At 70.4% G+C, this 21,963-nt stretch carries 20 protein-coding genes; 12 read left to right on the top strand and 8 right to left on the bottom strand.

The window, feature by feature from the left end:
- Nucleotides 1–37: 37 nt before the first annotated feature.
- From ACIO3P_RS01925 to ACIO3P_RS01910, 4 genes are all read right to left on the bottom strand, one after another.
- Nucleotides 38–1,258, bottom strand: a complete 1,221-nt coding sequence (locus ACIO3P_RS01925; RefSeq protein ID WP_329822631.1) for a cytochrome P450 — start codon at nt 1,256–1,258, stop codon at nt 38–40.
- A gap of 12 nt (nt 1,259–1,270) precedes the next feature.
- Nucleotides 1,271–2,662: an FAD/NAD(P)-binding oxidoreductase gene (locus ACIO3P_RS01920; RefSeq protein ID WP_329822630.1), complete on the bottom strand. Its 1,392-nt coding sequence runs from the start codon at nt 2,660–2,662 to the stop codon at nt 1,271–1,273.
- Nucleotides 2,652–2,861: a ferredoxin gene (locus ACIO3P_RS01915; RefSeq protein WP_329822629.1), complete on the bottom strand. Its 210-nt coding sequence runs from the start codon at nt 2,859–2,861 to the stop codon at nt 2,652–2,654. The genes ACIO3P_RS01920 and ACIO3P_RS01915 overlap by 11 nt, the downstream gene beginning before the upstream one ends.
- 209 nt (nt 2,862–3,070) lie before the next feature.
- The gene (locus tag ACIO3P_RS01910) at nt 3,071–3,658 is read right to left on the bottom strand and encodes a TetR family transcriptional regulator (protein ID WP_329822628.1); all 588 of its coding nucleotides are present in this window, start codon (nt 3,656–3,658) and stop codon (nt 3,071–3,073) included.
- 96 nt (nt 3,659–3,754) lie between these two features.
- Here ACIO3P_RS01910 and ACIO3P_RS01905 point away from each other — a divergent pair, with 96 nt between their 5' ends.
- Complete coding sequence (locus ACIO3P_RS01905) at nt 3,755–4,798, top strand: NAD(P)-dependent alcohol dehydrogenase (RefSeq protein ID WP_401849881.1); 1,044 nt, start codon at nt 3,755–3,757, stop codon at nt 4,796–4,798.
- Nucleotides 4,799–5,028: 230 nt separating this feature from the next.
- Here ACIO3P_RS01905 and ACIO3P_RS01900 read toward each other — a convergent pair whose 3' ends face one another.
- The gene (locus ACIO3P_RS01900) at nt 5,029–6,411 is read right to left on the bottom strand and encodes a hypothetical protein (protein WP_329822626.1); all 1,383 of its coding nucleotides are present in this window, start codon (nt 6,409–6,411) and stop codon (nt 5,029–5,031) included.
- Between the two features lie 486 nt (nt 6,412–6,897).
- Between ACIO3P_RS01900 and ACIO3P_RS01895 the strand changes: the two genes are divergently transcribed.
- From ACIO3P_RS01895 to ACIO3P_RS01870, 6 genes are all read left to right on the top strand, one after another.
- A complete protein-coding gene (locus ACIO3P_RS01895) occupies nt 6,898–7,638 on the top strand; it encodes a class I SAM-dependent methyltransferase (RefSeq protein WP_401849879.1) in 741 nt (246 codons plus the stop codon).
- A complete protein-coding gene (locus ACIO3P_RS01890) occupies nt 7,635–8,180 on the top strand; it encodes a pyridoxamine 5'-phosphate oxidase family protein (RefSeq protein WP_401849878.1) in 546 nt (181 codons plus the stop codon). The genes ACIO3P_RS01895 and ACIO3P_RS01890 overlap by 4 nt, the downstream gene beginning before the upstream one ends.
- Nucleotides 8,177–9,205: an L-threonine 3-dehydrogenase gene (gene tdh, locus ACIO3P_RS01885; protein ID WP_401849877.1), complete on the top strand. Its 1,029-nt coding sequence runs from the start codon at nt 8,177–8,179 to the stop codon at nt 9,203–9,205. The genes ACIO3P_RS01890 and tdh overlap by 4 nt, the downstream gene beginning before the upstream one ends.
- 11 nt (nt 9,206–9,216) lie before the next feature.
- Nucleotides 9,217–10,263 (top strand): GNAT family N-acetyltransferase, encoded by a 1,047-nt coding sequence (locus tag ACIO3P_RS01880; protein ID WP_401849876.1) that lies wholly within the window; start codon nt 9,217–9,219, stop codon nt 10,261–10,263.
- 139 nt (nt 10,264–10,402) lie between these two features.
- The gene (locus tag ACIO3P_RS01875) at nt 10,403–11,389 is read left to right on the top strand and encodes a phosphotransferase family protein (protein WP_401849874.1); all 987 of its coding nucleotides are present in this window, start codon (nt 10,403–10,405) and stop codon (nt 11,387–11,389) included.
- A 153-nt stretch (nt 11,390–11,542) separates the two neighbouring features.
- Nucleotides 11,543–12,103: a hypothetical protein gene (locus ACIO3P_RS01870; protein WP_401849873.1), complete on the top strand. Its 561-nt coding sequence runs from the start codon at nt 11,543–11,545 to the stop codon at nt 12,101–12,103.
- A gap of 229 nt (nt 12,104–12,332) precedes the next feature.
- On the opposite strand, the gene ACIO3P_RS01865 is transcribed toward ACIO3P_RS01870, so the two are convergent.
- Together ACIO3P_RS01865 and ACIO3P_RS01860 are read right to left on the bottom strand one after the other, a co-directional pair.
- Entirely contained in the window at nt 12,333–12,659 is a 327-nt protein-coding gene (locus ACIO3P_RS01865) for a hypothetical protein (RefSeq protein ID WP_401849872.1), read from the bottom strand.
- A 209-nt stretch (nt 12,660–12,868) separates the two neighbouring features.
- Nucleotides 12,869–13,330, bottom strand: coding sequence for a winged helix-turn-helix transcriptional regulator (locus ACIO3P_RS01860; RefSeq protein ID WP_401849871.1), 462 nt, complete (start codon nt 13,328–13,330; stop codon nt 12,869–12,871).
- Between the two features lie 152 nt (nt 13,331–13,482).
- Between ACIO3P_RS01860 and ACIO3P_RS01855 the strand changes: the two genes are divergently transcribed.
- From ACIO3P_RS01855 to ACIO3P_RS01835, 5 genes are all read left to right on the top strand, one after another.
- On the top strand, nt 13,483–14,337 hold the full coding sequence (locus ACIO3P_RS01855) for an aldo/keto reductase family oxidoreductase (RefSeq protein WP_401849870.1): 855 nt from the start codon (nt 13,483–13,485) through the stop codon (nt 14,335–14,337).
- Nucleotides 14,338–14,690: 353 nt separating this feature from the next.
- Nucleotides 14,691–16,217: an integrase gene (locus tag ACIO3P_RS01850; protein ID WP_401849869.1), complete on the top strand. Its 1,527-nt coding sequence runs from the start codon at nt 14,691–14,693 to the stop codon at nt 16,215–16,217.
- The gene (locus ACIO3P_RS01845; RefSeq protein ID WP_401849867.1) at nt 16,214–18,079 is read left to right on the top strand and encodes a hypothetical protein; all 1,866 of its coding nucleotides are present in this window, start codon (nt 16,214–16,216) and stop codon (nt 18,077–18,079) included. The genes ACIO3P_RS01850 and ACIO3P_RS01845 overlap by 4 nt, the downstream gene beginning before the upstream one ends.
- A gap of 59 nt (nt 18,080–18,138) precedes the next feature.
- Complete coding sequence (locus tag ACIO3P_RS01840; RefSeq protein WP_401849866.1) at nt 18,139–20,241, top strand: hypothetical protein; 2,103 nt, start codon at nt 18,139–18,141, stop codon at nt 20,239–20,241.
- On the top strand, nt 20,231–20,635 hold the full coding sequence (locus ACIO3P_RS01835) for a hypothetical protein (protein WP_401787193.1): 405 nt from the start codon (nt 20,231–20,233) through the stop codon (nt 20,633–20,635). Before ACIO3P_RS01840 ends, ACIO3P_RS01835 begins: the two co-directional genes overlap by 11 nt.
- 111 nt (nt 20,636–20,746) lie before the next feature.
- Here the strand turns inward: ACIO3P_RS01835 and ACIO3P_RS01830 are convergent, their stop codons facing one another.
- Complete coding sequence (locus ACIO3P_RS01830; protein ID WP_401849865.1) at nt 20,747–21,874, bottom strand: hypothetical protein; 1,128 nt, start codon at nt 21,872–21,874, stop codon at nt 20,747–20,749.
- Nucleotides 21,875–21,963: the final 89 nt, after the last annotated feature.

The raw sequence follows: 21,963 nt of genomic DNA, 5'->3' as shown, positions 1-21,963 counted from the left end.
AAAAATCCAACCGGATCCCACCGGATCCGACCGTAGGTCACGGGCCTGACGGGCGCTCGATCCGCAGGTGCCGCGGGCCGCGCAGGATGGGGCTGCGGCGGTACGGCGGTGGATCCTCGGCCAGTTGGAAGCCCTTCAGCCGGGGGAGGAGCGCGCGCAGGGCGAGTTGGGTCTCCAGGCGGGCGAGCGGCGCGCCGAAGCAGTTGTGGACGCCGCTGCCGAAGCCGAAGTGCTGGTTGTCCGCGCGAGCCGGGTCGAAGCGGTCCGGGGCGGCGAACCGCAGCGGATCCCGATTGCCGGCGGCCAGGACGAGGATCAGCGGGGCGCCCTTGGGGATGGTGACGTCCGAGACCTCGACATCGGTCAGGGGGCTGCGCTGCGGGAGCAGATGGACCGGGGGCTCGTAGCGCAGGAGCTCCTCGACCGCCCCGGGCATCAGTTCGGGATTCCCGCGCAGGGCCCGAAAGGCGTCGGGGTACCGCAGGAGGGTGAGCACTCCGTTGGTGATGAGGTTGACCGTCGTCTCGTGCCCGGCGATGAGCAGGAGCGTCGCCGTCGCCATCAGCTCATTCCTGGTGAGGTGCCCGTCGGGGCCGGAGTCGTGCACCAGGGCGGAGAGCATGTCGTCCGACGGGTCGTCACGGCGCTTGTCGGCGAGGTCCCCGAGGTACGCGCCCATCGCCTGCCGGGCCTCCAGCCCCGCGTCGCGGTGGCTCTCCTCGTCCTTCCCGGGGGTCAGGTCGAGACTGGCGATGATCGTGTTCGTCCAGCCGCGGATCCGGGGTACGTCCTCGTGCGGCACCCCCAGCAGCCGGCAGATCACGGTGACGGGGAGGGGATAGGCGAAGTCCTCGACCACGTCGATCCGGTCCCTGTCCCGGAAACCGTCGATCAGCTCCCCGGAGATCCGGGTGATCTCGGTGCTCAGGTCATCGATCCGGCCGGGGGAGTGGGGCGGCCCGAAGGGGCGCATCGCGATACGGCGGAGCCGGTCGTGCTCGGGGTCGTCGAGGCCGATGAAGGCGGGCTGCGCGCCCCTCCTGAGCATCGGGAGCGTGTCCGGGTCGGCGCGGCTGCGGGAGTCCGAGCTGATCCGCGGGTCGTGGAGCAGCGCGGCGATGTCGTGGTAGGCACCGACCAGATAGCTGCCGTCGGCCTGCCGCGTCACCCCGTTCTCGCGGAGTTCGGCGTACAGCGGATAGGGGTCGGCGCGGTTCGCGTAGTCCGTGATGCGCTGGAGAAGAGTGTCCGGGGACATGTACGGGGCTCCTCAGGGACGGTGGGCGACGGCGGAGGGAGGTTCGTGCCTGACCAGGGTCAGGCGCCGGTCCGGCAGATGGCCGGTGAGGGCCACGGTCGGCCCGTGCGAGAGCAGCCGGGGATCCGGCACGTCGGAGGGGACGGGCGCCTCCGACGCGGGCCGGTCGGCCGCGCCGCGCCCGGGCGGGAAGGGGGCCGCCGTCTCGATGAGGTGCTGGTAGTGCTCCAGCCACTTGGCCCGGTTCACACTGACCGCAGCGGTGATCCGCCCCCGGTAGCCGTAGACCGCGACGAGACGGCCCTCGCGCAGCGACCCCTGGGCGATGACCACGTGGTCGGAGAAGGTCGGCACGCCGACGGACTTGATGTTGAGGCCGAACTGACTGGACCAGAAGGCGGGCACCGCCAGATGAGGGCGCCTGTCGGGCCCCGTGCTGACCATGTTGTGAGCCGCCACCTCGGCCTGGGCGACCGCGTTGCCCCAGTGTTCGAGGGCAAGCATCTGATATTCGAACAACGGGTGAGGGAAGCGGGCCACGTCACCGGCGACGAACACATCGTCGGTGACGATCCCGTACATGTTGAACGCGCGGCATCCCGCGTCGCACGCGACGCCCCGCGGGCCCGCGGCCAGCTCCGAGCCGGCGAGCCACTCGGTGTTGCGGACGGCGCCCAGGGCCACCACGGCGACATCGGCCTCGATCCGGCTGCCGTCGGAGAACTCGGCGCCCGTGAGCCGTCCGTTGTCGCCCTTCAGTGCTGTGACCGTCACGCCGCAGCGCAGATCGACCCCGTGCGCGCGCTGCAACCTGGCGGCGAAGGCGCCGAGCGTTCCGCCCAGCGCGCCGACGAGCGGCGAGGGTCCGCGTTCGGCGACCGTCACCTCAAGTCCGCGCTCCCGGCAGGCGGACGCGATCTCCGAGCCCGTGAACCCGGCGCCGATCACCAGGACCCGGCGCGGCCCGGCGTCGAGCCGGTCCGCGAGCGCCGCCGCGTCCTCGCCCGTACGCAGCGTCAGTACGCCGTCGAGGCGGGCCTCCGCGGGGTTCGGCCAGGGACGGGCACGGGTGCCGGTGGCGATCAGCAGCCGGTCGAACGGCAGCCGTTCGCCGTCGGCGAGGATCACTCGCTTCCCGACCGGGTCGACCCCTTCGGCCCGCACCCCGAGCCTCCAGCGGGCGTCCACCTCGCGGCGGCGCGGCAGCCCGACGTCCGCCGCCCCCGCCCGCCCGAGCAGCACCTGCTTGGAGAGCGGCGGCCTGTCGTACGGGGGCCGCGGCTCCTCCCCGACCAGCGTCAGCGATCCGGCGAAGCCTTTGTCGCGCAGCGTCTCGGCGGCCCGCAGACCGGCCAGCGACGCCCCGACGATGACGATCCGGCCGTCCCTCGGGTCACCGTTCACCGGGGCCCGCCCGCTCACCCACGAGAATGGCCTGCACCGGACAGGCCGCCGCCGCCCGGTGTACGCGCTCATGCGAGCCGTCGGGGACGGCGGGCGTGAACATCAGGGCCTCCTCGCCATGCAGCTCGAACACCTCGGGAGCGAGGAACGCGCACTGCGCGTACCCCTGGCAGCGATTGAGGTCGACAACGATCTGCATCCAGGTCCACTCCTCCGCGCGTCGCCCGCACTCTCCGTCTTATGGCCTGCGGGCAGGAGTCGCGAGCGGTGGTGCGCCAAGGGAGGAAGGGAGACCGGTACGGGTCAACCGCGAACGGCGGTGCGCCACGGCGCGACGGCCGCGCGAGAGACGGCCGCAGGCGATGCGTCCGTGCGAGAGACGGCCGCAGGCGATGCGTCCGTGCCCCTTCAGCCGGCTGCCATGGCGCGCCTGACGCTCTCGCGCAGCAGGGCGCGGCGCTGTTCGTGCGCTTCGGGGGGGTCCTGGGCGGTTGCCGCGTAGACGTTGCTGACCGGCGACCAGGCCATGGACATGGTGATGACCATGGCCATCACGTCGAACGGGTCCCCCTGGCGCACCAGACCGGCGTCCTGGGCCTCGGCGATGGCGCGCAGCTTGCGGTCGTCGAGGCGGTCGCTGTCCTCCACCAGGTGCCCCGTGGGGCGGCGCTCCAGGCGCGCCCAGGTGGCCAGCCGGATCAGGTCGGGGCGGCGGAGGTACTCGTCGTAGAGGCGTACGGCCCAGTCCGCGAGGTCGGTGGCGTCGATCGGGACGACGTTCATGATCCGTTCCAGCGAGCCGAAGAAGATGGCGTCGAAGAGCCCTTCCTTGTTTCCGAAGTAGGCGTAGAGCTGCGCCTTGTTCGTACGCGCGGCGGCCACGATCCGCTCGACGCGCGCTCCGGCGATCCCGTGCTCGGCGAACTCCTGGGTCGCCGCTTCGAGGATGCGCTGGTACGTCGCCGCTCCGCGCGGGCTCAGGGGCTGGTCTGCCATGTCCGTCACGCTACCAGACAGAACAGTTGGTTTGCCTGGCGGCCCGGTCGGGCTTATGTTGAGGCAGACAGAACAGTCTGTTTAAGGAGATGCGCTGTGCGGACCACCACTGGCTGGCAGGCCGACAGCTCGACGGGGACGCTGCGGCGTACACCGCTGGAGCGACGCGACCTGCGCCCCGACGACCTCGCGGTCCGGGTCGACTACTGCGGCGTCTGCCACACCGATCTGCACGCCGTCCGCGGCCAGGACGGCGGAGCGGACCGCCCCTTGGTGCCGGGGCACGAGTTCACGGGCGTGGTGACCGAGACCGGGCCCGCGGTCACCCGCTTCCGTGCCGGCGACCCCGTCGCCGTCGGCAACATCGTCGACTCGTGCGGCGAGTGCCCCATGTGCCGGGCCGGTCAGGAGAACTTCTGCCACGCCTTCCCGACCCTCACCTACGGCGGCGTCGACCGGCAGGACGGATCGACCACCTTGGGGGGCTACTCCCGCGAGTACGTCGTCCGGGACCGCTTCGCCCACCCCCTTCCCGCCGGTCTGGAGCCGGCCGCCGCCGCTCCGCTGCTCTGCGCCGGGATCACCGTCTGGGAACCCCTGCACGCCCTGGGGGTGGGGCCGCACAGCCGCGTCGCCGTGGCAGGACTGGGCGGCCTGGGTCATCTCGCGGTCAAGATCGCCGTGGCGCTCGGCGCCGAGACCGCGGTCATCAGCCGCTCACCCGGCAAGGCCGAGGACGCCTGCCGTCTCGGCGCCCTCGATCTCATCGTCTCCACGGACCCGGAAGCGATGGCCGCCGCCCGTGACCGGTTCGACGTCGTCATCGACACCATCTCCGCCCCGCACGACCTCGGCCCGTACCTGCGCCTGGTCGCCATGGACGGCACGCTCAGCCACCTCGGGCACCTCGGACCCGTCACCGTGGAGACCATCGACCTGCTCGTGGGGCGCAAGAAGCTCAGCTCCGCGGGCAGCGGCGGCACCCCCGCGACCGCCGCCCTGCTGGACTTCTGCGCCCGGCACGGCATCACCGCCGACATCGAGCTGCTTCCCTCGGCGCGGGTGAACGAGGCCCTCGACCGCCTCGGGGACAACGACGTCCGCTACCGCTTCGTCCTCGACATGTCCGACCTGGGCTGAGCTGCCTTCGGAACGCGGGCAGATGGAGCAGGCGAAGAACGATTCTGCGGGTTGTTCCGCACCCGCCTCGCCGCCGTCCGCCCGCCGACCGCACGGCGGCGGAGTAGACATCGGTCATGGACGATCCCTTTGCCTTCAGCCCTGTTGCCCTCGGCCCTGTCGACATGGTCGGCGGGCCGCCGGTGTCCGCGGTGGCGCCGTCAACCGGAGCTCCCCGCGGCCCGGACGGGTCAGGGAACCTGTCGCCGGGGGTGGGGAGTGAGGCCCCGAGCGCGACGGAGTACGGCGGCGGCGTGCGGCCGGCGGCGGAAACCCCGCAGGGAGGTGTGCAGATGCCGGAGAGCCCGGTCCGCGGTGGCCGAGCGCAGACTCGGGTAGTGATCGAGGAAGACATGCCAGTGGACGCATGACTCCTCCAGACGCCCCAGGGCCAGCAGGGTCTCCGCGAGCCGCGCACGGGTGAGCGCGCTGGACCTGTGCCGGTCGTCGGCGCGGGCCCCGGCCGCGGTCCCCAGGGCCTCCACCGCCTGGGTCGTATCCCCCAGGGCGAGGAGGGCCCGGCCACGCTGATAGTCGAGGCCGGGGCGCGGATAGTGGGTGAAGGGGCCGGCCGGGCTGGTCGCGCGGTCATGCTGCGCCTCGGCCGTCGCGAGATCGCTGACAGCTTCTCTGCGGTGCCGCGCGTGCGCGTGGGTGAGGCCGCGCTGGCTCAGCAGAAAGGCCCGGGTGGACGGGTCGGTACGCGGACCTGCGGTGTCCACGGCGGCGTCGGCCAGATGCCACGACTGGTCGACGAACCCGAGGTGCAGCGCCTGGAGGCTCATCGCGCGCAAGGTGATCGCGTACAGGCGGCGGTCGCCGGCCTCGCGCGCGAGGCCGAGCGAGGCGGTGAAGTAGTGCTGCGCCAGGCCCTGGTGGCCGGCGTCCATGGTCATACGGCCCAGCAGATGGGTGAGTTGCCCCGCTCCGGTGAACAGTTCCCGGCGCAGGGAGGGCGGGGCCGGGGCCGCCAGCAGGCTGCCCGTGTCATCGGCGACGTAGGCCGTCACGGCGGTGCGCGCGTGGGCTCCGCCATGGCGTTCCATGAGATCCGCGAAGAGGGGGATCATCCAGTGCATTCTCCGGAGGTCCGCGGCCGTGGCCCGGGGGACCTGGGCGGGTTCCCGCCCAGGAGTGGGACCGGCGGGGCGGGTTCGGCGCCAGGCGGGCGCGGTGGCGTCGACGAGGCTGTAGGCGGAGCCGGTCAGTGTGACCCGGCGCGCGGGGTCGGTGTCGGCGCGGCTCAGCGCCGCCAACCGGTCCAGCACATCGTCCTGGGGGGACCGATGGGGCGCGAGCGGGTCGTCGGCCGAGGAGCCGTGCTGTGCGAGGCCCGTCTCCTCCGCGGTGACCAGCCGGCCGCTGCGGCGGCTGAACGCCGATGCGACCAGAGTGGGGACGGGCGGCCGGGGGCGGGAGCCGGCCAGCCAATGGGCGACCGAGGTGCGGTCGTAGCGCAGCGGAAGGCCCTGCGCGGCGCCCAGGCCGTTGACGGCTCTCGCCAGATCCGCCGCGCTCCAGTCGGCCTCGCCGAGCAGGGCGGCAAGGTGGGGATTGGGCTGACCGCGTGCCACGACCCGGCCTCCTCGGGGTGAGCCCCGCTCGCGCCCGTCAGGCTCATGACGGCGCACACGCAAGGCGGTTACGCGCGTCGGTCATGGCGGGTCACGTTTCAGGGACGGACCGGTGGGCCGTCGTGGGACGTCATTCCCGGTCTCCGGCTCATCATCCTGCCAAGGGCGCCGCAACGGGAGCCGCGGACCGGTAATTCTCCTCGTTCTTTACCGAGGACGGCCTGATGGCTGTTCCCGCGTTCAGCCCGCACATGGGGAACCGCGACGGGACGACGCGCGCCTCCGGAGCGGTCCGGCGCTCCAGGAGCTGTCGCCGCCTCGTTCACAAGTACGCAAGCGTTCAACGCGCGCACGCATCGTCGGCCGGGGACCGGTATCCCGCCGAGTGGGCCGGGCAGGCGCCTCCCAGAGCGGGACCACCCCCTGCGCCTCCAGGCCCTGCGTCTCCAGGCCCTGCGCCTCCAGAAAAAAGAGGAGTGCCCTTCGATGACACAATTCGATGAACTCGCCGATATCTATGAGGAGTTCTCGCGGCTGCCCTTCCGCCGAGAACTCGAATTCCCCAGCGTGATCGGATTGCTGGGTGATCCTTCGCGTCTGCGGATTGTGGACATGGGCTGCGGAAGCGGCGTGTACAGCCGGGTATTGGCCCGGCGCGGCGCGGGACAGGTGGTAGGGCTCGACGAATCCAGCGGAATGATCGAGCACGCCCGCGCCCGCGAATCCGGAGAACGCCTGGGCATCAGCTACACCGACGGCACCCTGCCGGCCGCACTGGCGGGCAGCTTCGATGTGGTCCTGGGCGTGTACGTCATGCCGTACGCCACCACGTACAAGGAACTCGTCGGCCTGTGCCGGACCGCCGCCGAGGCCCTGCGGCCCGGCGGACGGTTCCTCACCCTGCCCCTTCACCCCGAGGTCCATCAAGACCCCGACCACTACGAACGCTACGGCTTCCGTCTGACCACCGACGGCGCCCTCACGGACGGTTCCCCGGTGGATCTCGCCCTGTGCTTCGGCGGCCACGACATCCACGTCACCGCCCGCTACTGGAGCGCGGCGACCTTGGAAGAGGCGCTGCGAGAGGCCGGGTTCGGCCCCGTCCGGTGGCGGCAGCACCGTCTGTCCCCCTCGGCGGCCGCCGGACCGCCCGAATTCTGGGAGCCCTACCTCTCCGCGCCGCACGCCGCCATCCTCGACACCCGCAAGGAGGCCGAACCGTCATGACACCCCTGCCCGAACTCACCGCACGCAGCGAATTCCTCATCGAGAACGCCCGGTTCACCACGCTGGCCACCCACGGCCCCGACGGGCCCTGGGCCTCCACGGTCAACTACGTACCGCTGCGCGAGCCCCTGCGGCTGCTGTGGTACTCGCTGCGCCGTGCCCGGCATTCACACAACATCGAGTCCGACCCGCGGATCTCCGGCTCGATCTATCTGACCGGACTGCCCGGATTCGGGCTGGACGGCGCCCAGTTCACCGCCACGGCGCGAGCGGTGGAGCCGGATGAACTCGACGAACTCAGTAGCTGGTACTACGAGCGGAACTTCCCGGACGAGGACGTACGCCGCCAATGGCGGTTACCTCTCGACGAGTTCAGGGGCGAGGGCCCCCGGCGTTTCTACCTCCTCGAAGTCCGGCGGTGGTGGCTGCTGGACATCGACCAGTGGCTCGTGGACAAGAACGACCAGCGCATCGACGTTCCGCTGGACGAGATCACCCGCCACCCGGCGCCCACCGGGGACTCTTCGGCAGGTGTCCGATGAAGGCGCTCGTCAAGCAGGGGCCCGGCGAAGGGCTTGAGTACGTCGACATCCCGACGCCCGTACCGGAACGCCACGATGTCCTCATCCGGGTGTTGCGCACCGGCATCTGCGGTACGGACCTGCACATCTTCGAGGGAAACCCCTGGGCGACGCGGACGGTCAGGACACCACGCGTCGTCGGCCATGAGTTCGTCGGCGAGATCGCGGCGGTCGGACCCGGCGTCGGCGGCCTGCTGCCCGGCCAGCTCGTCAGCGCGGAAGGACACCTGACGTGCAACAGTTGCGTCAACTGCCAGGCCGACCGTAAGCATCTGTGCCGTGCGGCGCAGGGCCTCGGGGTGCAGCGTGACGGGGCCTTCGCGGAGTACCTGGTGCTGCCGGCGGAGTCCGTCTGGGTGCACCGCCCCGGTGTCGCCCTGGATGTCGCGGCCATGTTCGACGCCTTCGGCAACGCCGTTCACGTCGCCGACGCCTTCCCCCTCCGCGACCGAACGGTCCTGGTCACCGGCGCGGGGCCGATCGGCGCCATGGCCGTCGCAGTCGCCCGCCACCGGGGCGCACGCCTGATCGCGGTCAGCGATCTCAGCCCCTTCCGGCTCGACCTCGCCCGGCGGGCGGGCGCCCATCTCGTCGTCCAGGCCGGTGAACAGCCCGTCGATCCTGCCGCACTCGGTCAGGAACAGGGCTTCGACATCGGCTTCGAGATGTCCGGCAACCCGTCCGCCCAGAGCGACCTGATCGCCGCCATGGCCCATGGCGGCCGGATCGCCGCCCTCGGCCTGCCCGACGAGGACGTACCCACGGACTGGTCGGACATCTCCCTGCGCATGCTGACCATCCAGGGAATCAGCGGCCGCAAGGTGTTCGACACCTGGCACACCATGGCCGACCTGCTCGACGACGGCCTGGACCTGTCGTTCGCCGTCACGGACCACTTCGCCGCCCAGGACTACGAGAAGGCATTCGCCACCGCCGCGCGGGGCGACGCGGGCAAAGTGATCCTCGACTGGGCCCCGAGGGACTGAAGGGAGCCGTCATGCCGTACTCCGTACGTGTCCACACCACGATCGACGACATCGACGAGCGCTGGGACGACCTGATGACGGCGGCCCGCGCCCCCGTCTTCTACCGGCGCCCCTTCCTGCGCGCCTTCGAGAAGCATCCGCTGCATCCGGTCCTGCGCACCGCGTACCTCCTGATCGAGGACGAGGCGGGGCAGATCCAGGCGGCCCTGCCCGCCTACCTGCAACGCGACGTCGACCCGATGCGGGTCATCGCCGACCACTACCCGCACGCGGTCGGCCGGACCGTGCTGCTCAGCCATGCCTGGCACTGCTACGACAGCGTGCTGCCGGTGCGTCCCGGCCCCGGGAGCCGGTCCGCCGCCCGGCGCGCGGTGAGCGCACTCAGGGAGGTGGCGGCGCGGTGGGACGCGCGACTGTGCGGCATCGTCAACGCGGACGCCGACGGCCCACTGGGCACGCTGCTGCCCGACGCCGGATTCACCGGCGTGGACATCGACGTGGGATGGGGGCTGACCCTGGACGACTACGACGGATTCGACGACTACCTCTGCAACGCGCTCAAGAGGAAGGCGAGGAGCAACCTCAGGCATGACCTGCGCGAGGCCGACAAGGCCGGGGTCACCGCCCACACGGGCGACGCGAAGGACGCGGACCTGGACACCTTCGTACGGCTGGCCCGCGCCACCGCGGCCAAATTCGACAACTCCGACTACTACCGGCCCGGCCTCTTCCAGGACTTCGTCCTGGCCCTCGGAGACTGTGCCGGGTCGGTGGAACTGCGCGTCGGAGACCGTACGGTCGCCTCCGCGCTCACCCTCACCGACGACACCCGGCTCCACTTCTGGGCGGTCGGATACGCCCAGAAGGACACCCCGGGCTACAGCCCCTTCTACGTGACGTACGCGCACGTGATGCGGGAGGCGTGGGCTTCGGGCCGGGAATGGGTCGAACTCGGCCGCCGCAACCCCACGTTCAAGCGGCGGTACGGGCTCCGCCCTCGGGCACTCCGCGGCTACTTCGCCGACGTCGTACCGGAAGGCGAACGCCTCCGCGGATGACCGCGGCGGCCGTCAAGGAGGCCACGGCGAGGAGACGACCGGCCGGTGGCACAACCCCGCCACCAGGCGCCCTGGTTCACGGAGCCGTGGAGAAGGAATTCCGTGGCACGCGAGGCGCCTCCTTCAGTAGGTTCCGCGGATGCGGCAATGCGCGGACATCGAAGACCTCTCGGAGCTTGTACGGGACGCACTGGGCGCGGACGGCCGTGTCGTCGCCGCGGAACGGTTGCGCGGAGGCAGCAGGAAAGGGGTGTACCGGGTTCGCCTTGAAGGAACCCGCACGGCGAGTGTGATCGTCTACATCTGGGCCGAAGCCGAGAACTTCTGGCCGACCGCGCGAGGGACCGACCCCGCCGACCCGTTCGCGCCCGCCTCCGGGCTGGTCCCGTTCCTCACCGCGCAGCGGAGCCTGGACGGCCTCGGCGTACGGGTACCGCGCGTACTCCTGGCCGACGACAGCCGACGCCGCTGTCCGGCGGACGTCGCCGTGGTCGAGGACGTCTCCGGCGGCACGCTCGAAGCACTCTTCGAGACCGATCCCCAGCGCGCGGCGGGCGCCCTGGGTGTTCTCGCCGGCACGCTGGAGACGATGCACCGGCAGCGGGCCCGGCGCTACGGCAGGGTGGACGTGCTGGAGCGAGGCGGCTCCGCCCCACAGGTCTCCTGCGAGCGACGGGTCCTCGACGGCGCCCTGCGCGACGTCGAGGAGGCGGCAGGGCGCGACGGCAGGATCGCGAAAGCCGGCGACGCCTTGCGCGAGCGGCTGCGAGAACTCGCCGATCGGGTGAGCCCGCGCACGGAGTACGGCCTGATCCACGGAGAACTCGGCCCCGACCACGTCCTGGTCGACACCGACGGGCGCCCCGTCCTGATCGACATCGAGGGCCTGATGTACTTCGACGTCGAGTGGGAGCACGTCTTCCTCCAACTCCGCTTCGGCGACCGGTACACCACACTGACCCGGCCCGGTCTCGACCCGCGGCGACTCGACCTCTACATGCTCGCGATACGCCTGTCGCTGGTAGCCGGCCCACTGCGTCTCCTCGACGGTGACTTCCCCGACCGGGACGCGATGCGGGGCATCGCCGAGCACAACACAAAGGAGGCGCTGGCACTCCTGGCGTAGCCCTCGGACACGCGGGGCGGCGCGGTGTCACATGACTATGGGCCAGCCCATGGAGGCCCAGCTTCGAGGAAACGACTCCACGGTCCCGGAGAAGTCCGGAGAGACTCCTCGGGTGTCTCGGGTGTCTCAGGTGTGTCCAGGGAGGAGAGAGCTGTGCGACCGATCGAGAGGGAGATCGCCCGTCAGAACTGGAAGGGCATGGTGTGCGGGTGCGGCAACTCCGCGGAACATCTTGCCGAGGACCTGCTGCGGCTTGCGGGGTGCGGTCCCGGGCGGGAGCCGGGCCATGTCAGCTTCGAGGAGCATGTCTGGTCCCCGGCGGTCCTCTGGGAGCCCGCACCTGCGGTGGCGTCCGTCGCTCTGGCGGCCCTCACGGACGAGGTGACACCGGCTGCTCGTGGGTGGTTTCTCGGCCTCCTTCAGTGTCTGGTGGCCGGCGAGGGCACGGATAGGGCGTCTGCCGGACGCGGGCTCGACCTTCCGGAGATATGCCGGGACCTTGCCGTGCAAGGACTTTGGCTCCTCTACGAGGAGGTGATGCTGAATCGATCCCCTGGTAGCGCCGGTACCGCCTTCGAGATCCTGACGGTGGTGGAGCCCGACCGGACTCGTCTGCAACGCGTTCGGGAGATCGCCGCTGATTGGCTGCCGGTGTGCTGCCGGACCGGCCATTGCGACGACGACTCCGTCTCCGACAGTGCGAGCGGTGTGTAGTTGCCGTACCGGGGCGCGGTGGGCGGCGCCGGTACCACCACGCATACCGAGTCGCTGCAGTGTGCCCGGGCCGTCGCCGCTCGGATCGGGTGATCGACAGCTCTGCCGTCGGCCGCCCCTTCTCGCGGCGGCTGGGGGCGCGTTCCCGATGCGCGGGAGTCGTGGATCAGGGCCTGTTTCGGAGAAACCCGAGACGGGCCTTTGATCATTCGAGGGACCGGTTGAAGATCTAGGTGCCTTGGCCGAACGCGATGCGGCAGCGCTCAACCTGGTCGGTCACCTGCTCCATGAACCAGTGCATGATCTCGTAAGGGATGACGTGCTCGTCGTGGCTGTGGATGTGGACGGTCGGTGTCAGATCCGGATCCTCATCGGGGATAAAAGCCACCAGGAAGGCGGATCCGGGCAGATGTCTCGCCGCGTTCGGGTTATCGGCCCACGCGGCCGGGGCAGGCACCGCCTCGCTCAACTCCACGGCCCAGGCATCGTCGGGCAGGGCGTAGTGGAACTGGACGGCGTAGTGACGGCCTGCGTGCTTACGCAGCTCTGCTGGCATGGCGGCAGGATGGCACATCTGCGGGATCCGGGTCGCGAGCATTGGGAAGCTGATCGAAGGGGCGCGGAAGTCACCGGGGGGGCAGGGGTGAGGGCGCAGACCGGAGAGGGCCGGAGGGGGCCCGCGTCGACGACCCTCGTGTGGGGATGTCCGCCACCGTCAGGGCCCGCACGTCCTCCTGGACGACCACGCCGCCGTCGTGTCACACATCAAATGATCAGGTTGTCCTCCGCGACGCGGGCGTCGTACGTCTCGCGGTTGGCGAGCACATCGTCCATGTGTGTCTGGGCCCAGGTCTTGAGGCCGCGGATCATCTCGTGCAGGGAGAGACCGAGGTCGGTCAGTTCGTAGGAGACCGTGACGGGCACGGTCGGTATCGCGGTGCGGGTGATGAAACCGTCGCGCTCCAAGGAGCGCAGCGTCTGCGTGAGCATCTTCTGGCTGACGCCTGCCAGCATGCGGGCCAGCTCCGAGTAGCGCATCGGCCGGGGCTCACCGGCGCAGTCCGCGCCGAACTGGTGCGAGCCGTCGCTGCGCAGCGCGGCCAGGATCAGCGCGACCCACTTGTCGGAGATCCGGTCGATCAGCTTGTGGCTGGGGCATTCCGCCAGGAACGCGTCGTACTCCACCTTGGCCTGTGCCCTCTTCTGGGCCGCCGTCATCGTCGCCATCGACGCTCCTCCAACCGTGGGGGTGCCTTACGCACTCCGAAGTGCCTACTTCTCATCAGGAGGTTACTTCTCCACAGTGAAGCAGGTACCCGCCAGGCACCACCGCTGCCTGGTGCCCGTCACGGCACCAACTCCACACGAAAGCCAGAGGTATGAGCGTGCTCCCCACTTCCCTCCCCGGAGGCACCTGGACGCTGGGCGACCTGACCGTCACCCGGTTCGGCTACGGCGCCATGCAGCTCGCCGGTCCCTGGGTCATGGGACCGCCCGCCGACCACGACGGCGCACTCGCCGTCCTGCGCGAGGCCGTCGCACTCGGCATCACTCACATCGACACCAGTGGCGCCTACGGGCCGCACGTCACCAACCGCCTGATCCGCGAAGCGCTGCACATCGTGACCAAGGTGGGTGCGACCCGTGACGAGCAGGGCGGCTGGCCCCCGGCCCGCGAGCCGGAGAACCTGCGCCGGGCCGTCCACGAGAACCTTGAAACCCTCGGCCTTGAGGTGCTCGACCTGGTCAATCTCCGGCTCGGCAACGCCGAGGGACCTCAACCCGGCTCGCTCGCCGAGCCGTTCGAGACGCTGGTCGAACTCCAGCGACAGGGCCTGATCCGGCACCTCGGCGTGAGCAACGCGACGGCGGAACAGGTCGCCGAGGCACAGACGATCGCGCCGATCGTCTGCGTACAGAACATGTACAACCTCGCCTCCCGCCAGGACGACGAACTGGTCGACACCCTCGCCGAGGAGGGCATCGCCTACGTGCCCTTCTTCCCGCTCGGCGGCTTCAGCCCACTGCAGTCCTCGGCGCTCTCGACCGTGGCCTCCCGGTTGGACGCGACGCCGATGTCGGTCGCCCTGGCCTGGCTGCTGCGGCGGTCGCCGAACATCCTGCTGATCCCCGGCACCTCCTCGACGGCGCACCTGCGCGAGAACGTCGCCGGCGCGGGACTCCCGCTCTCCGACGAGGAGCTCGCCGAGCTGGACCGGATCGGCGGCCACTGAGGTCGTACGTTCACCGCGGACCGGTCCGGTCGCCTGGGGTTACGAGGTTGCGGGCGCCCCGGTCGTCCTGCGCCTCGAAGCGGGCGGGCTCCTCGGCCCGCATGGCCCCGTCGCTGTCCACGAGAGCCTTGAACGGCCCGGCGAGAAATCGTTCCGGTCAGGCGTCGGCCGTCGGCGGAGTACTTCCGCATGCTCGGTGCGTACGAGGCGATGAAGTCGAGGTCGTCCCGGCCGGACAGGTACCGGAGCGCCTCCGCGAAGTTGAAGACGATGTGATGTTGGGGAGGTCTCTAGCCACAAGCGGCTGTTGCTGGGATTTCAGTGACTGTGAGTGGCTGTATGTTCACTCGTTGATGATCGATGAACTTGAGGTGGACGCCGGGCCGTTGGCGCGGTGGCAGGTGCATTGGTGCGACCCGCGGCGGGAGGTGTCGTGGTACGCGGCCGATCCGGTGCTGGCGGGCCTGCCGACGCTGGCGGAGTGGGCGCACATGCACGGTACGCAGCCGGGGCAGCCGGTGCTGCTGCGGGCCGATGGGTGGTCAGTGCCGGAGGTCAACGGGTTCTTCGCCTCGGCGCGGATGCGTAACGCGAGGGCAGGCACGCGGAGGAAGTACGCCTTCGCGGTAGCCGTCTGGCTGGGGTTCCTTGACGCGGCGGGCCGGGCTTGGCACGACGCAGACGAAGAGGACGTCGCCGGGTTCAAGTTCTGGCGGATGACCGCCGAGGATAACGTCCGGCGCGTGGCCGGCGGGACGGTGCTGGACGACCTGGTCGCGATCAGCGCGCTCTACCGCTGGGCCGGAGTCCGGTTCGGAGTGAGCGATCCGGTGGCCCGACGGCAGGTTCCCGGCCCTGACCCGGGCACGGTGACGGAATCGTTCGAGGCAGGCCCGCATCTCGTACGCAGCAAGGACGTGAAGTGGCTGGACCCGGCCGGCTACGCCCGCTGGGTCGACGTCGGGCTGCGCGGACTGGACCCGCGCGGTCGGGAGATCGACGGGTGGCGGGGGCGCAACAGCCAGCGCGACTGCGCGTTCGTCGACGGGCTCTACGGCACCGGGCTGCGGCTGAGTGAGTGGGCCAGCGTCCTGCGCCTGGAGCTGCCCGCCGACGACGAGACCCGCACCTACTACACCTGCCGGCTGGCGGAGGCATGCGCCAAGGGCGGCCGTGGGCGCCGGTTCTGGATGCCGCGCAGTGTCCTGGTCGACGTCCTGGCCTACGAGGAAGGCGAACGCTCCGCAGCAGTCCGCCGGGCTCAGCGCGCTTGCCGCTACGAGCGGTTGCCGGGGCTGCTGCTGGTCGAACGCAGGACCCGCAACCGGCGGCTGGAGATGCGCGACACAGGCGGCCGGCGGATCACCGCGTCGCTGGACTCGCTGGACCCCGCCGCCCGCGAGAGGCTGTTCCGCCGGACCGCCGCCGGACTGGAACCGCTGGCGGTCTGGCTGAACGAGGACGGCCTGCCGCGCGCGGCGCACGGCTGGCAGCACACCTTCGACACCGGCAACGAGCGGGTCGCCCGCGCCGGGCTCACCTCGTTCGAGGCCAACGCGCACATGATGCGGCACTCCTTCGCGCTGCGCTGGTACTCGGTCGGCCGACTGCTCTACGAGCGGCAGGTCGCGCACCTAAACCCTGAGGAGGTACGCGACTTCCGCGCCCAGTTCGGCGACACCTGGTATCTGGTCAAGACGCTGCTGGGGCACGGCGACGTGACCACCACCATGGACACCTACCTGGAACCCTTCCGCGACCTCGACGTCTCGCTGCTGATCGAGCACGCTCATGGTTTCGCGCTGTCGACCCTGATGGCGTCCATGTTCGCCACGCACCCGCAGGTCCTGTCCGACCCGCTCGCCGGAGAGCCGTCATGACCCGAGCAGAGGGGCGCCCGGCTGCGCTGCCGACACCCGGATACCAAGCGCCGCAACGGTTGTTCCTCGACGACGGCCAGTGCCTGGTCCGCTTCTTCCCCGAGCGCGGCGGCCCGCCTGTCGACTACGACTTCGCCGCCTTCCCCATCACCCGCGAGCTGGTGGTGTGGCTGGCGACCGCCTTCGCCGGGGCGACCGGCCCGGCCGGGCGGCGCAGAACGACCTCCTCAGCCCTGAGCGCCTACGGTCTGCTGCGCCGCTTCGCACACCACCTGGCCTCGCTCAACCGCCCGCCGGCACATCCGGCGCAGCTTCGAGCCGCCCACCTGGAAAGCTTTCAGATGGCCAGGCTCGGCACGCCAAACCTCAACCGGGAGTTGCCGACGCTGCGCTCGGTGCTGCGGTTCGCACCCGAGGGCGCCGGGCAGGACTTCCTGGCGCGGTTGGCCAGCAAGGGTCTGGAGCGCAACTCCACGCCCGCCGCCAGCTACACCACGGCCGAGTTCGACCGCATCACCACCACCGCGCGCTCCCAGCTCAGGCGGGCCGCCGAGCGGATCTTCGCCGGGCGGGAACTGCTGGCCCGCTGGCGAGCCGGACAGATCGACGCCGAAGCGGAGCCACGAACCTGGCAGCACGGCGAGCTGCTGGATTACGTGGAGCGGCACGGCGACGTCCCGCGCAGGGACACCCGCTGGGGCCGGCAGCCCGACATCTGCGTCCGTCCGTTCGGGGCGGGCCGGCTGATGGCGGACCTGCACCTGACCTTCGCCGACATCGGCGCGGCCGGCGTGCTGCTGCTCTGCCTGACCGGGCAGAACTACAGCACGATCTCCACCGCCACGGCGACGCACCACCGCGCCGACGGGCACACCGGGACCACCGCGACTGCGGTGGTGGACCTGGTCAAGCCGCGCCGCGGCCGGGACCGCGCACACATGCCGACCGCGCTGTCCGGCAGCGCGCCCGGCGAGCCAGGCGTCCCGCACCGGCAGTTCGACCTGCACACCCCGTTCGGGGTCTACGCGCTGCTGGTCGATCTGGCCGGCCCGGCACGGGCGCACCTCGGAACGGATCAGCTCCTGGTCTTCTTCTGCTCCCAGGGAGTGGTGAAGGCCCGCGGGTTTCGCACCGGCCTACCCAATGCGATCCTGGCCAGCTGGAGCCGTGGCGCGAACCTGAGCGCCGACGCCCTGGGCGAGGACGGTCTTCCGATTCCGCTCGTGGTCGACAGCCGACGGCTGCGGATGAGCTGGCTGGAACGCCACCAGCAGCCGGTCGCCCACACCGAACGGACGCTGGCGAACGAGTATCTGGCCCGCAACCGCGGCAACCTCGCCGAGTACCAGAAGGTCGTCGCCGACGTGCTGGAGGAGCAGCTGGCCGGCGCGAGGGCCGCACAGGTCATGCGGGTGCTAACTGCCGCCGACGTCGCCGAGGCCCGGCAGAGGCCCGAGGCCGTCGCCCGGCGCCACGGCCTGGAGACGGCCACTCTGAAGAAGCTGTTGGCCGGGGAACTGGACACCGTGCTGGGAGGCTGCACCGACCATCTGGCCAGCCCACACAGCCCGGCGGGTGAGCCCTGCCGGGCCTCGTTCCTCCTCTGTCTGTCCTGTCCCTGCGCCCGTGCGACTCCGGCGCACCTGCCGGTGCTGATCGCCGTCCAGGACGGACTGGAGGCCCGCAGGCAGGAGATGACGCCTCTGCGCTGGGCCGAACGGTTCGCCGGGCCCGTCGCGCAACTGGCCGACCTGCTCGCCAGCTTCCCCACCGCGACGATCGCCACGACCCGCATCGAGATCACCGCTGAGCAGCGCGCCCTGGTCGAGCGGTTCCTGACCCGAGGACTCGACCTGACATGATCATCCCGGACACTGCCCCGGCCCCGTCTGCGCCTGCACTGCCCGAGCCAGACACACTCGTGCTGCTCAACCGGCCGTTGCGCCCCGGGACCGACCCCAGCACCCTGTCGGTCTTCGCCGACCAGCGCTGGCGCCTTTCGCCCGCCGTCTTCGAGGGCCACACCACCGCGTTCTCGATCGACTTCAGCCCCATCACGGCACCGTTCCTGCATACGGTCAAGACGCTCACGTGGTTGCTGCTCAACCACACCAGCGCCGGCGTCTCCACCTTCTACTTCCGTCCGCGCACGTTGGCGATCACGACCATCACCTGCATGTTCCGCAGCCTCCGGCTGTTCACCGACTGGCTCCACGGACGCGGCCGGACATGCTTCGGCGAGGTGTCGCTGGCTGACCTCGATGACTACGCCGCACACGTCAAAGCAACCGAGACCAGCCATGGCCAGCGCGAAGACCGGCTCTCGATCGTGAACCGGGTGTGGTCCTACCGGGACCTGCTGCCCGAGGCCGACCGGCTGCCGCAAACACCGCCCTGGCGCGGCGAGCGCATCCAGGACATCCTCCAGCAGAGGCGCGCCATCCGCGAAGAGAACCGCACCCCCCGCATCCACCCCGAGACGATGTCGGCGCTGCTGGCCTGGTCCCTGCGGTTCGTGGAGACCTTCGCCGAGGACATCACCGCGGCATTCAGCGAACACCTTGTCCTCAGCGAGCGCAGCGGCCGCAGCCGCGGGGGCCGGGACATTCCCCCACCGCGGCGCCTGAAGGGCGCACTGACTGACGACCTCCGCGTCCTGCTGAGCGACTACCGCGAGCAGGGACGTCCGCTTCCCGGCATCCGGGACAACGACGGCACGCTCCGGGTCAATCTCTCACATCTGGGGAAGGTGCTCGACACCGCCCGCGGCGCGCTGGAGGCCCCCAGCAACCGCGCCGTTTTCGCGGAGATGGGGCTGCCCGTCATCGAAGGCGCACCGCTGGACGCGCCGGTCACCGGGCGGTTGGACGGCCGGCCCTGGCACGACGGGGCCATCGAATACACCGAGGCCGGGTTCCTGGCCCGGCACCTGAGTACGGCCTGCTTCATCGTGATCAGCTACCTGTCGGGGATGCGGTCGGGCGAAGCCCTCAGTCTGGAACGCGGCTGCGTCGAACGAGACCGCGCCCACGGCCTGGTCCTCCTGCGCGGTAGACACTGGAAAGGTGTCCGCGACGCTGCCGGCGACAAGATGCCCGAGGGCGAGATCCGGGCCGATCCGTGGGTCGTCACCGAGGCCGTCGCCACCGCCGTCGCCGTCCTGGAACGCCTCCACACGAGCACCTGGCTGTTCCCGGCGACGTTGTTCACCGACGGCCGCGACGGCGCGACCATCCTGCGCAGCCGCATCGGCGGCTCCCGGTCGGAGACCAGGATCAACCACGACATCGCCGAATTCCTGGCCTGGGTCGAGACCTACTGCACCGAGCACGGCCGCAGCGACCGCATCCCGCCCGACCCGGTCCACCCGGTCATCTACTCCGCTCGCCTGCGCCGCACCCTGGCCTGGTTCATCGTCCGCCGGCCACGGGGCCTGGTCGCCGCCGCCATCCAATACGGACACCTCCGCGTCCAGATGACCCTCGGCTACGCCGGAAACTACGCCTCCGGCTTCCCCGACGACCTCGCCTTCGAAGACTGGCTGGCCCGGCTGGACACTCTTGCCGACGCACACCAGCGCCTACGTGAAGGCGAGCAGGTCAGCGGCCCAGCAGCCGAGACCTACCGGCACCGCGTCCAAGCCGCCACTCGCTTCGCCGGCCGAGTCCTGCGCACCAAGCGGCACGCCACCACCATGCGCGCCAACCCCGACCTCCAGATCTTCCCCGGCAAGGGCATGACCTGCGTCCTGGACCCCAAGCGAGCAGCCTGCCGCCTGCGCAGCGAGGAGGACAGCACCCGCCGCACACCCGACCTCAACGACTGCCGCCCGAACTGCGTCAACATCGCACGGACCGACCGCGACATCGAACAGGTCCTCGTTCAGATCGAGCGGCTACGGCCGCTCGTTGACGACCCGCTGGCCCCCGCGTTCCGACACGCCCGCGAACAGCACGAGCTCCACCGCCTGGAGCACATCGTCACCGCCCACGACCGCACCGGAGAACGCCACGATGGCCACTGACCGCGACGCCGAACGCGACGCCATCACAGCAGCGATCCAGCGGCTGCTCGATGGACGTCCCACACGGTCCACCGGGGCGCTCACCACGCTGCAACTCGCCGCCGAGGCAGGCGTCAAGCGCTGGGTCCTCACCCACAAGCACGTCGACCTGAAAGAAGAGTTCGTCCGCCGAAAGTCCGAGGCGAACGGCATCCCGCCCGCGTTCCAACACCTGCACGCCCGCGCCATCGACGCCGAAGCCGCCGCCCAGGCCCTGCGGGAGGACAACGACCGGCTTCGCGAGCGCGTCGCCGTCTATGCCCAGGTCATCTACGAACTCCGGACCGAGCTGGACAGGCGCACCGACAGCACCACCCACCGCAGCCCCGTCCGGAGCCTGCCGACCAGGGCCTGAAGGGCGAGGCGACATGGCTGTTGAGCGCGTCCTGTGAACGAGTCTTGTAGTCGACCCGTCCTGCCAGCTCCATGCTCAGCTTCAGTCTCCTCCGCACCCACGCAGGCAGTTTCAGCTCAGGAGAGGATTGCCCCTGAGGTTCGCTTCCCCGCACGGCCAGGGGCCCTCGGCCAGGGACCCCAGCGGTGTACGGAAGACCAGGACCTCGTTGTCCAGGGAGACGACTACATTGCCTTCGCTCAGCAGTAGCGCACGACCGATAACCGCTCGGCTGTCATCCATGGCGAATAGCTCGTGTCCGGCGAGATCTGTGTCCACAGCGAGCAGCTTGCCGTCTCGCCAGAACACCGCGGTTCCCTCGCAGTCCATCGCGGGATAGGACGTGTAGTAACCCGTCAGTGGCGGCCCGTCCACAAGGTTGTTGTCCGGTGCGAGCCGCCGGAAGCGTGATCGCGAAGGCAGGCTGTTTTCGAGCTCCGGGCCGCATGCGCCGCCGTTCTTGTCGACGAGCATTGCCCCATGGCTGGCCCAGCGCGCGGTTTCGACACCGTCCCGGCCGAAACGGCCGGTCGTGAAGGCACCGTAACCCTGGGATCCGAGCAGGAACTGGCCAGGGCCAGCTATCGCCTTTCGGCCTGTGGGAGCGGGAGCGGTGACCGAGATGGTCGCGCCACTGTCCAGGTCGAGGAAGAACGTCCTTCCGATGCCACCCCGTGTGTCGGTGAAACTGGCTGCGATCCGTTCGGCCGAAACGAGCAGTGGCTCCCAGTGATCAATGCCGATCTCCTCCGGGACCCAAGGTCTACGCGGCCGGATCTCCCATCCGGTCCGGTCTCCCATCTCCACCACACCCGGGAACGAGACCGCACCGAGCGCAATCGGCGTGGACCAGAGGCACTCCCCCTCTCTCGTGTACCGGGCCACGCGAGGCTCCGGTACAGAGATGGGTCGGCTTCGTTCCCTACGGACCATGCGGGAGCCGCTGACCCAGGAAATGACGAACCCGTCGTCGAGGAGGACGAATGCGCCGATCTCCTCATCGGCGCGGCACTCCGGGCGGGCGGTGGGCCCAGTGGAACCGTCCGGCAGAACACCTTCCAGGAGCTGACCGTCGCGGTCTGGGTAGGCGAGCCACAGCGCGCCGTCCGTGGCCAGACGGGATTGCGGCTTGCCTGTCCCGGGGTAGGTCCGCTGCCACTCCACCTTGCCTGAAAGGTCGACCCTCGTGATGACGGTCACCAGCGGATTCGGGCCGTAACCGGTCACGGTCAGTGGCCCAGAGGGGTCGGATGTGGCCACAGCCCGGACCTGGCCCGGCACGGTGAAAC

Origin of the sequence: Streptomyces sp. NPDC087310, assembly GCF_044744405.1 — a bacterium.
GTDB lineage: Bacteria > Actinomycetota > Actinomycetes > Streptomycetales > Streptomycetaceae > Streptomyces.
The sequence above is the reverse complement of the archived record's forward strand: the minus strand, read 5'-3'. Positions and strand labels throughout refer to the sequence as shown.

Bases quoted from the DNA above. Each gene is read 5' to 3' on its own strand.
- ACIO3P_RS01860 (WP_401849871.1), bottom strand. From the start codon at position 13,330: ATGGCGACGATGACGGCGGCCCAGAAGAGGGCACAGGCCAAGGTGGAG.
- ACIO3P_RS01890 (WP_401849878.1), top strand. From the start codon at position 7,635: ATGACACCCCTGCCCGAACTCACCGCACGCAGCGAATTCCTCATCGAG.
- ACIO3P_RS01855 (WP_401849870.1), top strand. From the start codon at position 13,483: ATGAGCGTGCTCCCCACTTCCCTCCCCGGAGGCACCTGGACGCTGGGC.
- ACIO3P_RS01865 (WP_401849872.1), bottom strand. From the start codon at position 12,659: ATGCCAGCAGAGCTGCGTAAGCACGCAGGCCGTCACTACGCCGTCCAG.
- ACIO3P_RS01915 (WP_329822629.1), bottom strand. From the start codon at position 2,861: ATGCAGATCGTTGTCGACCTCAATCGCTGCCAGGGGTACGCGCAGTGC.
- ACIO3P_RS01880 (WP_401849876.1), top strand. From the start codon at position 9,217: ATGCCGTACTCCGTACGTGTCCACACCACGATCGACGACATCGACGAG.
- ACIO3P_RS01925 (WP_329822631.1), bottom strand. From the start codon at position 1,258: ATGTCCCCGGACACTCTTCTCCAGCGCATCACGGACTACGCGAACCGC.
- ACIO3P_RS01850 (WP_401849869.1), top strand. From the start codon at position 14,691: ATGATCGATGAACTTGAGGTGGACGCCGGGCCGTTGGCGCGGTGGCAG.
- ACIO3P_RS01835 (WP_401787193.1), top strand. From the start codon at position 20,231: ATGGCCACTGACCGCGACGCCGAACGCGACGCCATCACAGCAGCGATC.
- ACIO3P_RS01845 (WP_401849867.1), top strand. From the start codon at position 16,214: ATGACCCGAGCAGAGGGGCGCCCGGCTGCGCTGCCGACACCCGGATAC.
- ACIO3P_RS01875 (WP_401849874.1), top strand. From the start codon at position 10,403: ATGCGGCAATGCGCGGACATCGAAGACCTCTCGGAGCTTGTACGGGAC.
- ACIO3P_RS01895 (WP_401849879.1), top strand. From the start codon at position 6,898: ATGACACAATTCGATGAACTCGCCGATATCTATGAGGAGTTCTCGCGG.
- ACIO3P_RS01910 (WP_329822628.1), bottom strand. From the start codon at position 3,658: ATGGCAGACCAGCCCCTGAGCCCGCGCGGAGCGGCGACGTACCAGCGC.
- tdh (WP_401849877.1), top strand. From the start codon at position 8,177: ATGAAGGCGCTCGTCAAGCAGGGGCCCGGCGAAGGGCTTGAGTACGTC.